Origin of the sequence: Chromobacterium alkanivorans, from assembly GCF_016937655.1 — a bacterium.
GTDB classification, from domain to species: Bacteria; Pseudomonadota; Gammaproteobacteria; order Burkholderiales; family Chromobacteriaceae; genus Chromobacterium; species Chromobacterium alkanivorans.
Genome location: NZ_JAFHKL010000009.1, coordinates 187,864 through 200,182 on the forward strand (window position 1 = coordinate 187,864; position 12,319 = coordinate 200,182).

16 protein-coding genes are annotated in these 12,319 nt (G+C 65.6%); 12 read left to right on the forward strand and 4 right to left on the reverse strand.

Going from position 1 to position 12,319, the window contains the following annotated elements; translation table 11 throughout:
• The first annotated feature begins 434 nt into the window (after positions 1-434).
• The 8 genes from JW897_RS16925 to JW897_RS16960 all read left to right on the forward strand — a co-directional run bounded on the left by JW897_RS16925 (position 435) and on the right by JW897_RS16960 (position 6,495).
• Positions 435-1,370: an RluA family pseudouridine synthase gene (locus tag JW897_RS16925; protein ID WP_048415800.1), complete on the forward strand. Its 936-nt coding sequence runs from the start codon at positions 435-437 to the stop codon at positions 1,368-1,370.
• A 1-nt stretch (position 1,371) separates the two neighbouring features.
• Complete coding sequence (locus JW897_RS16930) at positions 1,372-2,031, forward strand: HAD-IA family hydrolase (RefSeq protein ID WP_205467008.1); 660 nt, start codon at positions 1,372-1,374, stop codon at positions 2,029-2,031.
• Positions 2,007-2,369 (forward strand): Rieske (2Fe-2S) protein, encoded by a 363-nt coding sequence (locus tag JW897_RS16935; protein ID WP_048415798.1) that lies wholly within the window; start codon positions 2,007-2,009, stop codon positions 2,367-2,369. The genes JW897_RS16930 and JW897_RS16935 overlap by 25 nt, the downstream gene beginning before the upstream one ends.
• 40 nt (positions 2,370-2,409) lie before the next feature.
• Complete coding sequence (locus JW897_RS16940; RefSeq protein ID WP_043590226.1) at positions 2,410-3,351, forward strand: S49 family peptidase; 942 nt, start codon at positions 2,410-2,412, stop codon at positions 3,349-3,351.
• A gap of 19 nt (positions 3,352-3,370) precedes the next feature.
• A complete protein-coding gene (motD, locus tag JW897_RS16945) occupies positions 3,371-4,207 on the forward strand; it encodes a flagellar motor protein MotD (RefSeq protein WP_048415797.1) in 837 nt (278 codons plus the stop codon).
• 28 nt (positions 4,208-4,235) lie between these two features.
• Positions 4,236-4,826 carry a malonic semialdehyde reductase gene (locus tag JW897_RS16950; RefSeq protein ID WP_048415796.1) on the forward strand — a complete coding sequence of 197 codons (591 nt, stop codon included), beginning with the start codon at positions 4,236-4,238 and terminating at the stop codon, positions 4,824-4,826.
• A gap of 57 nt (positions 4,827-4,883) precedes the next feature.
• On the forward strand, positions 4,884-5,912 hold the full coding sequence (locus JW897_RS16955; protein ID WP_205467009.1) for a quinone-dependent dihydroorotate dehydrogenase: 1,029 nt from the start codon (positions 4,884-4,886) through the stop codon (positions 5,910-5,912).
• A 115-nt stretch (positions 5,913-6,027) separates the two neighbouring features.
• Positions 6,028-6,495: an outer membrane lipoprotein gene (locus JW897_RS16960; protein ID WP_048415794.1), complete on the forward strand. Its 468-nt coding sequence runs from the start codon at positions 6,028-6,030 to the stop codon at positions 6,493-6,495.
• 87 nt (positions 6,496-6,582) lie between these two features.
• On the opposite strand, the gene JW897_RS16965 is transcribed toward JW897_RS16960, so the two are convergent.
• From JW897_RS16965 to fur, 3 genes are read right to left on the reverse strand one after another with little or no spacing between them, the layout of a single operon-like run.
• A complete protein-coding gene (locus JW897_RS16965) occupies positions 6,583-7,320 on the reverse strand; it encodes an arginyltransferase (protein WP_205467010.1) in 738 nt (245 codons plus the stop codon).
• On the reverse strand, positions 7,307-8,008 hold the full coding sequence (gene aat / locus JW897_RS16970) for a leucyl/phenylalanyl-tRNA--protein transferase (protein ID WP_048415792.1): 702 nt from the start codon (positions 8,006-8,008) through the stop codon (positions 7,307-7,309). Before aat ends, JW897_RS16965 begins: the two co-directional genes overlap by 14 nt.
• A complete protein-coding gene (gene fur, locus JW897_RS16975; RefSeq protein WP_019101530.1) occupies positions 8,005-8,430 on the reverse strand; it encodes a ferric iron uptake transcriptional regulator in 426 nt (141 codons plus the stop codon). Before fur ends, aat begins: the two co-directional genes overlap by 4 nt.
• Before the next feature lie 93 nt (positions 8,431-8,523).
• Between fur and JW897_RS16980 the strand changes: the two genes are divergently transcribed.
• The 4 genes from JW897_RS16980 to JW897_RS16995 are packed head-to-tail and all read left to right on the forward strand — an operon-like array spanning position 8,524 to position 11,493.
• The gene (locus JW897_RS16980; RefSeq protein ID WP_048415791.1) at positions 8,524-8,907 is read left to right on the forward strand and encodes an outer membrane protein assembly factor BamE; all 384 of its coding nucleotides are present in this window, start codon (positions 8,524-8,526) and stop codon (positions 8,905-8,907) included.
• Positions 8,904-9,716, forward strand: coding sequence for a 4-hydroxy-tetrahydrodipicolinate reductase (dapB, locus tag JW897_RS16985; protein WP_205467011.1), 813 nt, complete (start codon positions 8,904-8,906; stop codon positions 9,714-9,716). The genes JW897_RS16980 and dapB overlap by 4 nt, the downstream gene beginning before the upstream one ends.
• A gap of 36 nt (positions 9,717-9,752) precedes the next feature.
• Positions 9,753-10,727 carry a FecCD family ABC transporter permease gene (locus JW897_RS16990; protein ID WP_205467012.1) on the forward strand — a complete coding sequence of 325 codons (975 nt, stop codon included), beginning with the start codon at positions 9,753-9,755 and terminating at the stop codon, positions 10,725-10,727.
• Positions 10,720-11,493: an ABC transporter ATP-binding protein gene (locus JW897_RS16995; RefSeq protein ID WP_205467013.1), complete on the forward strand. Its 774-nt coding sequence runs from the start codon at positions 10,720-10,722 to the stop codon at positions 11,491-11,493. Before JW897_RS16990 ends, JW897_RS16995 begins: the two co-directional genes overlap by 8 nt.
• A gap of 23 nt (positions 11,494-11,516) precedes the next feature.
• Here JW897_RS16995 and folE read toward each other — a convergent pair whose 3' ends face one another.
• Complete coding sequence (gene folE / locus JW897_RS17000; protein ID WP_048415787.1) at positions 11,517-12,155, reverse strand: GTP cyclohydrolase I FolE; 639 nt, start codon at positions 12,153-12,155, stop codon at positions 11,517-11,519.
• Positions 12,156-12,319 lie beyond the last annotated feature (164 nt).

Genomic DNA, 12,319 nt, shown 5'->3' on the forward strand with positions numbered 1-12,319 from the left:
TCGATGTAAAGATCGAAAAAAACAGTGGTGACAAGCCTACTTCCTGAAAATCGATCACACGCAGACCTGACTCATGTGCGCAATTGGCGCTCCGGGATCGCCGGCCTGCCTCAAAGGGCAGGACATACAGTGCAGGGGGGCTAGCATGCCGGGTCAAACTTCGCTGCAAAATTTCCTGACTGGCTTAGCATCAGGAAATGGAATACTCGTGAGTGCGTTATGCGTACAAATGCATTACCATCGCTGCTTTTCGGTGAGCGAGTTAACCTTGGCTGCAAACGTCGCGAGCGGCATCAGGTCAGGGTCTGTAAATCCCTGCCGGCCGTCTCCAACCTCTTGCAGCAGCGCCACGCAACATGCCGTGACCTTGGCTTGACATTTCGCCGTCATCTTGGTGCAACACACCTAGGGACAGCGCCAGAAGTATAAGCAATATGACAGACATTCGCAAAGATTCCGTCTCCTTCGTCCAAGTGGACGACGGCGACGCCGGCCAACGCATCGACAACTACCTGGTGCGCTTGCTCAAGGGCGTGCCCAAGAGCCATATCTACCGCATCCTGCGCTCCGGCGAGGTGAGGGTGAACAAGGGCCGCATCGACGCCGCCTACCGCGTGCAGGCCGGCGACGAACTGCGCATTCCGCCGATACGCGTGGCCGAGCGCGCGGAGAAGAACGTGCCGGCCGCCACCTTCCCGGTGGTGTACGAAGACAACGCACTGCTGGTGATAGACAAACCGGCCGGCGTGGCGGTGCACGGCGGCAGCGGCGTGTCCTTCGGCGTGATCGAACAGCTGCGCCAGGCGCACCCGGACTGGCGTTATCTGGAGCTGGTGCATCGGCTGGACCGCGAAACCTCCGGCCTCCTGATGCTGGCCAAGAAGCGCTCGGCGCTGACCAAGCTGCACGACATGATGCGCGCCAACGTGCCGGACAAGCGCTACCTGGCGCTGGGCATAGGCCAGTGGCCGGACGACGCGCGCCAGGTCAAGCTGCCGCTGTTCAAGTTCCACACCCCGGACGGCGAACGCCGCGTGCGGGTCAGCGACGCCGACAACGGCCAGTACGCGCACACCAATTTCGCGGTCAAGGAACGCTTTGCGGAATTCACGCTGGTGGAGGCCCACCTGCGCACCGGCCGCACCCACCAGATCCGCGTGCACATGCAGGCCAGCGGCTGCGCGATCGCCGGCGACGAGAAGTACGGCGATTTCGCGCTGAACAAGGAGCTGGCCAAGCGCGGCCTGAAACGGATGTTCCTGCATGCGCGCAGCTTGTCCCTGCCCCATCCGCTGACCGGCGAGCCGCTGAAACTGGAAGCGCCGCTGCCGCCGGAACTGGAACGCTTCCTGAAAAGCCTGAGGTCTTGAGATGAACACTCGCTTCGATCTGGTCGTTTTCGACTGGGACGGCACCCTGATGGACTCCACCGCCCACATCAGCCAGTCCATCCAGCAGGCTTGCGCCGACCTGTCCCTGCCCGTCCCCAGCCGCGAACAGGCCAGCCACGTCATCGGCCTGCGGCTGGCTGAGGCGCTGCAGCAGGCCTGCCCGGCCGCCAGCGCCGAACAGCTGCCGCGACTGACCGAAGCCTTCCGCCACCATTACCACGCCAACCAGCACCAGGTGACCCTGTTCGACGGCGCCGTGGAATGCCTGAACGCCATCGCCGCCAGCGGCGTCTTCCTGGCGGTGGCCACCGGCAACAGCCGCGCCGGACTCAACCGCCTGCTGGAACAGACCGGGCTAGGCCCGCTGTTCCACGCCACCCGCACCGTGGACGAATGCCATTCCAAGCCGCATCCGGACATGCTGCTGTCGCTGACCGAGGCGCTGGGCGCGGAGCCTCGACGCACGCTGATGATAGGCGACACCAGCCACGACTTGCTGATGGCCGGCAACGCCGGCTGTCACGGCGTCGGCGTCAGCTTCGGCGCCCACGACAGCGAGCACCTGGAGAGCTGCGCGCCGCTGGCGCTGTTCCACTCCTACCCCGAGCTGCAGACATGGCTGCTGCCGAAACTCGGATAATCTGCGCCGCGGCTGAGCTGCAGGACGGCGGCCGCGCCTGGCGCTTCGAGATCGAGCAGGCGGACGGCGCGCCGCCGCTGCCCGCCTTCGCCGTGCGCTACCGCGGCAAGGTCTACGCCTACGTCAACGCCTGCCGCCACATCCCGGTGGAACTGGATCTGCGCGACGGAGAAGTCTTCGACCTCAGCGGCCATTACCTGGTGTGCAGCATGCACGGCGCCTGTTACGAGCCGCACACCGGCTATTGCGTGTCCGGCCCCTGCCGCGGCCAACGGCTGATCGCCGTGCCCGTCTTCGAACAGGACGGCGATATCTGCATCAATGTCATGCCGTCGTGAACTTTGCTAGACTCCTGGAATTATTCAGGGAGCACCACACATGAGCGACACCTCCAACCATTGGGAACGCCAATTGCTGGAAAAACTGGCCAGCGCCGCGCTGGTGGAACAACGCCGCGCCCGCCAGTGGAAGATTTTCTTCCGCATGATCTGGCTGATCATCATCGGCTTCGTGCTGTTCAGCCTGTTCATGCGCAACGAGGACAAGGCCGCCGCCGGCCTTTCCGGCTCCGGCCACACCGCCGTCATCACGCTGGACGGCGTGATCGACAGCCAGAGCGACACCGCCAACAAGCTGAGCCAGGCGCTGACCGACGCCTACGGCGACAAGAGCACCAAGGGCATCATCATCGACGCCAACAGCCCCGGCGGCAGCCCGGCGCTGTCCGGCATGGCCTATGACGAGATCCGCCGCCAGAAGAAGCTGCACCCGTCCGTCCCGGTCTACGTGGTGGTCAGCGAAGTCTGCGCGTCCGGCTGCTATTACATCGCCTCCGCCGCCGACAAGATCTTCGTCGACAAGGCCAGCATCGTCGGCTCCATCGGCGTGCTGTCCGACGGCTTCGGCTTCACCGGCGCGATGGAAAAACTGGGCGTGGACCGCCGCCTGCGCACCTCCGGCGAAAACAAGGCGATGGGCGACCCCTTCTCCCCGGTCAACCCCAAGCAGGAAGCCATCCGCCAGCAGTTGCTGGACGACATCCACCAGCAGTTCATCGCGGCGGTCAAGGCCGGACGCGGCCAGCGCCTGGCCAACGATCCGCAACTGTTCTCCGGCATGGTGTGGCTGGGCGACAAAAGCATTCCGCTGGGCTTGGCCGACGGCCTGGGCACGGTGCGCTCGGTGGCGCGCGACGTGATCAAGGCGGAGAAAACCGTCGACTATACTCAGCAAGACGATCTGTCCAGCCGCGTGGCGCGCAAGATTGGCGTGGAGTTCGCCGGCGGCGTGAAGAGTCTGTTCGACACCAAGCTGTTCTGACCAACCGGCAAGGCACACCATGGCGCGCAGAAGAAAACGGCAGGAAGAAGAACACGAGAACCATGAACGTTGGCTGGTTTCCTACGCCGACTTCATCACCCTGCTGTTCGCCTTCTTCGTGGTGATGTACGCGATCTCCTCGGTCAACGAGGGCAAGTACCGCGTGCTCTCCTCCGCCATCGTGGACGCCTTCCGTTCCGGCTCCACCATCAGCGTCAACACCACCCCGCCCAGCGGCGGGGCCAACACCATGATAGAAATCCCCGAGACCAAGCCCATCGCCAAGGCGGTCAAGGGAGATCATCAGGCCGAGAAAAAAGCCAATACCGGATCGGCCCAGGGCGACGAAAAAACCCGGCTCGCCAACCTGACCCAGGACCTGGCCAAGGTGATGGACCCGCTGGTCAAGAGCGGCCAGGTCACCATCACCCACAGCAGCAAGGGCGTCACCATAGACATCCGCGACACCGCGCTGTTTCCCACCGGACAGGCGCAGCCCAACGAACAGTCGCGCCAGCTGATGGCCAATATGGCGCTGCAGCTGGCCAAGGTGGACAACCCGATCCGCGTTGAAGGCTTTACCGACAACGTGCCCATCCGCAACTCCTACTTCCCGTCCAACTGGGAATTGTCCGCCTCGCGCGCCGGCAGCGTGGTGCGCCTGTTCCAGGAAAACGGCATCAATCCGGAACGGCTGGTGGCGGTGGGCCGCGGCTCCAATCTGGCGGTGGGCGACAACGCCACCGCCGACGGCCGCGCCAGCAACCGCCGCGTCGCCATCACCGTGCTGGCGAGCGGGCTGAGCGACGCCGAAGTGCTGTCGCCGCAAGACGCATCCATGGCCAATGGCCGCTAACACCCCTGTTTCTCTAGAGGAGCACGATATGAGCACCCCGATTCATCATTCCGCGCTGGAACAGCTGTTCCTCAACGCCCGCACCCACAGCCACTGGCAAGACCGCCCGGTCACCGCCGAAACCCTGCATCAGCTGTTCGACCTGCTGAAAATGGCGCCCACCAGCGCCAACTGCTCGCCGGCGCGCTTCATCTTCGTGCAAAGCGACGCCGCCAAGGCCAAGCTCAAGCCCTGCCTGGCCGAAGGCAACGTCGAAAAGACCATGGCCGCGCCGGTATGCGTGATCGTGGCCCAGGACATGCGCTTCTACGAACACCTGCCCAAGCTCTACCCGCACGCCGACGCCAGAAGCTGGTTCGAAGGCAACGACGCGGCGATCCAGGCCACCGCCACGCGCAACAGCAGCCTGCAGGGCGGCTACCTGCTGCTGGCCGCGCGCTCGCTGGGGCTGGACTGCGGCCCGATGTCCGGCTTCGACAACGCCGCGGTGGACCAGGCCTTCTTCCCGGACGGCCGCTTCAAGTCCAACTTCCTGGTCAACCTGGGCTACGGCGCCGCGGACAAGCTCTACCCGCGCTCGCCGCGCTTCGACTTCGACGAAGCCTGCCAGATTCTTTAATCCCCCCGCCCCATGCCCGGTTATAATGCCGGGCATTTTGCTGCCTGGAGAAACAAGATGCTCTATTCGCTTCTGCGCCCGCTGCTGTTCCGCTTTGACGCAGAGACCGCCCACGAACAGACGCTGGCCATGCTGGACCAGGCGCACAAGCTGCGCCTGAGCACGCTGGCCTGCCACGGCGCCGCGCGCAAGCCGGTGCAGGCCATGGGCCTGACCTTCCCCAACGCAGTGGGGCTCGCCGCCGGGCTGGACAAGAATGGAGCGCATATCGACGCCTTGGCCGCGCTGGGTTTCGGCTTCATCGAAATCGGCACCGTCACCCCGCGGCCGCAGCCGGGCAACCCCAAGCCGCGGCTGTTCCGCCTGCCGGAGCACCAGGCCATCATCAACCGCATGGGTTTCAACAACCTGGGCGTGGACACCCTGCTGGACAATGTGCGCCGCTGCAAATTCCAGGGCGTGCTCGGCATCAATATCGGCAAGAACGCCGCCACCCCGATCGAAAACGCCGCCGACGACTACCTGGCCTGCCTGGACAAGGTCTACGCCTACGCCAGCTACGTCGCCGTCAACATCTCCTCGCCCAACACCAAGAACCTGCGCCAATTGCAGGAGGGCGACGAGCTGGGCCGGCTGCTGGCGCAATTGAAACAGCGCCAACAAGCGCTGGCCGACAAGCACGGCCGCCACGTGCCGCTGGCGCTGAAGATCGCGCCGGACCTGGACGACGATCAGATCGTCGCCATCGCCCGCCTGCTGACCGAGCACCGCATCGACGGCGTCATCGCCACCAACACCACGCTGTCGCGCGAGGCGGTGGCCGGCCACCCGCTGGCGGAACAGGCCGGCGGCCTGTCCGGCGCGCCGGTCAAGGACCGTTCGACAACAGTTATTCGCAAATTAGCCAAGGAACTTGACGGCGCCCTGCCTATCATAGGAGTTGGCGGCATCCTGTCCGGGCGGGACGCCGTGGAAAAACTGGATGCCGGCGCCAGCCTGGTTCAAGTCTACAGCGGCCTGATCTACCGAGGCCCGGCGCTGGTGGCCGAATGCGCGAATGCGATCGCAGCGCGTGCCAAACCCTGAACAACAGCACGCGCGGCCGCGCACGGGCGCTCCAAGCCAGGAAGCCCGGCGACAGGCCCGCGGCGACCATCCCGGGGCAAACCGGCTCGCTTACATAACATTGGGACTCACTCTTATGAACGCAAAACAACTGATTCGTCTTTCCGCCGTCGCGCTGCTGAGCGCCGGCGTGCTCACCGGCTGCGCCACCTCCGACTCCGCGGCCGTCTACTCCAAGGGCCAGATGCGCCAGGCGCAGACCGTGCAGCTGGGCACCGTGGTGTCGGTGCAGAACGTGAAAATGGAAGGCAGCAACAATGAACTGCTGACCCTGGGCGGCGCCGCGCTGGGCGGCCTGGCCGGCAGCAATATCGGCGGCGGCAAGGGCCAGATCGCCGGCGGCATCGTCGGCGCGCTGGCCGGCGGCTTCGGCGCCCAGGCCGCTCAACGCGGCCTGAGCAAGAACGCGCTGGAAATCACCGTCAAACTTGACGGCTCCGGCCGCATGATCTCCATCGTGCAGGAAGCCGACATCCCGTTCAGCGCCAATCAGCGCGTGCGCGTGCTGACCGGCGGCGGCAACGACCGCGTGGTGCCGTTCTAAGCAAGGCAAACGCTCAAAACCAAAAGGCCGGGAAACCCCGGCCTTTTTCATTGCCTGCGGCGCGCCGCCCCGTTCACGGGGCTGCGCTCACTCGCCCCGCGGCCTGGACAACTCCACCCAGCGCCCGTCCATCAAAGCCTGCAAGGGCTGGTACATCGCCTTGTAGGACATCTTCTGGCATTCGCGTATCCAGTAACCCAGATACAGGTGCGACAAGCCCAGCCGCCGCGTCAGCTCCGCCTGCCACAACACGTTGAACACGCCCAGGCTGGACTTGGCGTCGTCCGGATCGTAAAAGGTGTAGACCGCGGACAGGCCGTCGGCCAGCCGGTCTATCAGGCTGACCATCTTCAATTCGCCGTCTAGGCGAAACTCCGCCAGCATGCTGTCCACCCCGCTTTTCAGGATGAATTCCGAGTACTGCTGCGGATCGTCGTCGGACATGCCGCCGCCGGCGTGGCGCGATTGCTGATACCAGCGGTACAGCGCGTAATGTTCGGCGTCGAACTCCAACGGCAGCAGACGCACCTGCATCGCCTCCAGCCGGCGCGCCACCTTGCGCTGGGTGCGGCTGGGCTCGAAGCGCTCCACCGGAATCCGCACCGGCACGCAGGCCTGGCAGCTGTCGCAATAAGGCCGATAGGTATACAGGCCGCTGCGGCGGAAGCCCAGCTTCACCAGTTGGCTGTAGACCTCGCCATCGATCGCCTCGGCCGGGATCGCCACCTGAGAGCGCGCCTGACGCCCCGCCAGATAGCTGCACGGATAAGGCGCGGTGGCGTAGAAATGGATGGCCACAGTCGGGCCGGGATCACGATGGCTCATTGGTATACCGGTAGTTCCACATCGCGGCGGGCTGCGCCCGTCGGGCATTCTCTTTCAGAGTAGCAAGAAATGTCTGACGCGAAACCAACTTGGCGCCCAAGCTCTGCAAATGGCGGGTGTGCATCTGGCAATCTATCATCGTCACGCCCTGCGTCCGCAAATGACGCACCATGTGGATGAAGGCCAGTTTGGACGCGTTGCTGCAGCGGGAAAACATCGATTCGCCGTAAAACATCAGGCCCAGGCCGATGCCGTACAGGCCGCCGACCAGTTCGCCGTCCACCCAGGTTTCGAAGGAATGGGCGTAGCCCAGCCGGTGCAGACGGCAATACGCGTCCACCATCTCCGGCACGATCCAGGTGCCCTGCTGCTGGGTTCTGGGCTCGGCGCAGGCCGACATCACCTCGCGGAAGGCGGTGTCCACGCGGATTTCGTAAGGCTGATTGCGCAGCACCTTGTCCATGGAGCGGCTGACTTTCAGCTCGTCCGGGCACAGCACCATGCGCGGCGCCGGCGACCACCACAGAATGGGTTCGCCTTCGGAAAACCAGGGGAAAATGCCTTGGGAGTACGCAGCCAGGATGCGCTGCGGGGATAGATCGCCTCCGGCGGCCAGCAAACCGTTGGGTTCGCGCAGAGCCAGCCGCACCGGAGGGAAGACCGGCTCAGGACCGAGCCAGGGGATCATGCCTTCTTGGCGTTGAGGCAGTCCGGGCACTCGCCGTACATGTACAGCGCGTGATCGACGATGCGGAAGCCGTGCTGCTCGGCGATGCGGTCTTGCAGCGCCTCGATCTCCGGATCGAAGAACTCGACCACCTTGCCGCAGCTGACGCACACCATGTGATCGTGATGGCCGCCCTGGTTCAGCTCGTACACGGCCTTGCCGGTTTCGAAATGGTGGCGCACCAGGATGCCGGCCTGCTCGAACTGGGTCAGCACGCGGTAAATGGTGGCAAGGCCGATGTCGATATTTTCCGCAAGCAGCTTGCGGTAGACATCTTCCGCCGACATGTGGCCGGCGTGCTCTTCCTCGAACAGATCGAGGATTTTCAAACGCGGGCCGGTGGCCTTGAGGCCGATATCTTTAAGGTGACTGGCTTTGCTCATCGTGATATAAAGTGGGTCGATTTCAGATCATGATAAAGCCTTTTCACGGCTTTGCCTAATTACCGCCTCATAACTTTTAGGTCACGGAGTATCATGCGCGCCCTGATTTTTGCCGCCGTCATTGCCCTCTCCGGTTGCAGTTCGATGAACCCTCTGAACTGGCTCAGCCCGCACAAGATGGAAATCCAGCAGGGCAATTATGTCACAGAGGATGCCGTAGCCAAACTTAAACCGGGCATGACTCGCTCGCAAGTGCGTTTCCTGTTGGGTTCTCCGCTACTGGCCGACGCGTTTCACGCCAACCGCTGGGACTACACCTATAGCGACATCAAGCAGGGCAAGCTGGACAAAAGCAGCAACCGCCTGCTGACCGTCCACTTCAACGGCGACGTGCTGGAGCGCGTGGAAGGCCAGGCTCAGCCGGCCGAGCGCCCGCCGCTGACCGCCTCCGCGCCGGCCCAGGAAGCCAAGCCATGAGCGCCAACCCGCTGAAACTGGTGGTCGTCGGCGCCGGCGGCCGCATGGGCAAGACCCTGATCGAAGCGGCGCTGGCCGCGCCCGGCGTGGCGCTGCACGCCGCGGTGGACCGCCCCGGCTCGGAATTCATCGGCCAGGACGCCGGCCTGTTCATCGGCAAGCACACCGGCGTCAAGATAGGCGGCGACTTCCTCCATGCGCTGGAAGGCGCCGACGCCGTCATCGACTTCACCCGCCCGGAAGGCACGCTGGAACACCTGGCCGCCTGCGCCGAGCGCGGCGTGCAGATGATCATCGGCACCACCGGCTTCGACGAGGCCGGCAAGGCGGCGATCCGCGCCGCTGGCGACAAGATCGGCATCGTGTTCGCCTCCAATTTCAGCGTTGGCGTCAACCTCACCTTCAAGCTGCTGGACATGGCGGCGCGTGTGCTGGACGACGGCTACGACATCGAAATCATCGAAGCCCACCACCGCCATAAAGTGGACGCGCCGTCCGGCACCGCCCTGCGCATGGGCGAAGTCATCGCCGACGCGCTGGGCCGCGACCTGAAAGAATGCGCGGTCTACGGCCGCGAAGGCGTGACCGGCGAACGCGATCCGCAAACCATAGGCTTCGCCACCGTGCGCGGCGGCGACGTGGTCGGCGACCACACAGCCTTGTTCGCCGCCATCGGCGAGCGCGTGGAAATCAGCCACAAGGCCTCCAGCCGCGCCACCTTCGCCAACGGCGCGGTGCGCGCCGCGCGCTGGCTGGCCGGCAAACCGCACGGCCTGTTCGACATGCAGGACGTGCTGGGCCTGCGCTGAGCGCCGGCGGGGAGCCCGCTCCCCGCCTCTCCTCCCATGCGCCTCCTTCCGCTGACCCTAGGCCTCGCCGCAGGCCTGATCCTGCTCTCCCTGGTTTCACTGCTGCACGGCAGCGGCGTCAACGCGTCCCTTCTGCTGGCCGGCCATCCGCCGCCGGAACTGGAATGGCAGCTGCTGCTGGAACTGCGCTTGCCGCGTCTGCTGGCCAGCGCCAGCGCCGGCGCCTTGCTGGCCAGCGCCGGCGCGGCGGTGCAGGCGCGATTCCGCAACCCGCTGGCCGAACCCGGCCTGATCGGCATCAACAGCGGCGCGGCCTTGGCCGCCGCCGCCGCGCTGAGCCTGGGCGCCGGCCTCTACGCCGTGTCCGCCTCCGCCTTCGCCGGCGGCCTGTTCTCCCTATTGCTGATCCGCCTGCTGGGCCAGACCCAGCAAGGCGGCAGCCGGCTGATCCTCAGCGGCCTGGCCATCAGCTCCTTGCTGGGCAGCCTGCTGACCCTGCTGATCACCACCCTGCCCGACGGCTCCTTGCGCGTGGTGATTTTCTGGCTGATGGGTAGCTTCGCCAGCGTGGACTGGCCGCAAACCTTGCTGCTGTGCGCGGCCGCGCCGCTGGTCTGGCTGGCGCTGCACCGGCAATGGCGCTTTCTCAACGCGCTGCAACTGGGCGAAACCGCCGCCTTTCACCTGGGCTTTGAAGTGCGCCGCCGCGAATGGCAGGTGGTGATCCTGGCCGCGCTGGCCGCCGGCCTGGTGGTGTCCGCCTGCGGCATGATAGGTTTCATCGGCCTGATGGGCCCGCACCTGGCGCGGCAACTGGTGGGCGGCAACGCGCGCCGGCTGCTGTGGATCGCGCCCATGCTGGGCGCGCTGCTGGCCATCGCCTCGGACTGGCTGGCGCGCAGCCTGCTGGCGCCCAGCGAGCTGCCGGTGGGCGTGATCACCAGCCTGATCGGCGCGCCCTTCTTCCTGTGGCTGCTGCGGCAAAGCGCGGAAAAGGACGGCCATGCTTGAAGCCCGCGCCGTCAGCCTCGTTCGCCAGGGCCGCCTGTTGGTGGAATCGGTGTCCCTGCGCGTGACGCCGGGCGAACTCAATATCGTGCTAGGCCCCAACGGGGCCGGCAAAAGCAGCTTGTTGGGCATGCTGGCCGGTCTGCACGCGCCCAGCGCCGGCGAGGTCTGGATGGCCGGACGGCCGCTGCGCGGCCAATCCGCCGCGCAACTGGCGCGCCAGCGCGCGGTGGTGGAGCAAAATCCGTTGACGCCGGCCGGCTGGAGCACGGCGGAGCTGATCCAGTCTGGCGCCTACCTGCTGGCCCCTGCCGACGACGCCTGCCGCCGGGCGATGGAGCTGACCTGCACCGAGGAGCTGGCGCAGCGCCAGGCGAGCACGCTGTCCGGCGGCGAGCAGCAACGCGTCCACCTGGCGCGCGCGTTGTGCCAGTTGCTGGCCTCCGCGGAGACGGAGCGCTATCTCTTGCTGGACGAACCCACCGCCGCGCTGGATTTCGCGATGGCCGACGCGCTGCTGGCGCAAGTGGCCCGCATCTGCCGCGACTTGAACATCGGCGCGCTGGCGGTAGTCCACGATCTGAACCTGGCGCTGCGCCACGCCGACAATGTGCTGCTGTTGAACGAAGGACGCGCCGCCGGTTTCGGGCCGACGGCGGACATCATGCGGCGGGAGCAGTTGGAGGCGGTTTACGGCGTGCGGCTGGCGGAGCTGAGCAGCCGGGAGCACGCCTTGCGCGCCTTCGTGCCGCTGCCCCACTCCCATTAAAACCGGTTCGCTAGCCGCTGAATTCAGCGATGCGGCGTCTGCTTGCACTCGCTGAGAAAACGCGCGCGGTCGGCCTCGCCCACTTCCCCGGCGAAGCCCTGGGTGATCACCGCTTCCGCGCCGCGCCGGTTTTCCCCCAGCTGCAAGCACATCTGCTTGGCCTGGATCACGCAGGCCGCGCCCTTGGCCATGCCGTGCCGCACCAGCGCGTCCGCCACTTCCTGGCAGATCCATTCCTGGTAGTTCAAACGGTGGGAGATCACGTCGATCAGCCGCGCGATGCGGCCGAAGCCGTGCAGCCGTCCGCCCGGAATGTAGGCGACGTGGGCGATGCCCTCGAAGGGCACCAAGTGGTGCGGGCACAGGCTGTGGATGGAGATATTGCTGATGATGACCATCTCGCGGGAGTCGTCTTCAAAACCGCAGCCCAGCACCTCGCTCGGATCGGCGGCGTAGCCGTCCAGCAGGCGGTCGCGCCAGAACGCGCTGACCCGCTCCGCGGTCTTGCCCAGGTGCGGATCGCCCTTCGGCTGAAAGCCGCAGGCGGTCAGCAAATCGGTCACCGCGCGTTCAAACGCGTCCTTGTCGAACGAGCGCAAACGCTCCACGCCCACTCTGGGCGCGCGCTCAGGCGCGGGATGATCGCAATGCTGGTGGTCCATATCGTCTCCCTTGTGGCTGCTTGCCCAATATCCGCCGCGTTCCGCTCTTTGCGCCGTGGAACACGGCGGCGGCTTGCAATCGAAATAGGGTTTCGAGAGCGGCCGGCAGGGAAAGTTGCATCCGCCGGCGGCATGAAAAACCCGGGGCGGCGACGCCGGCCCCG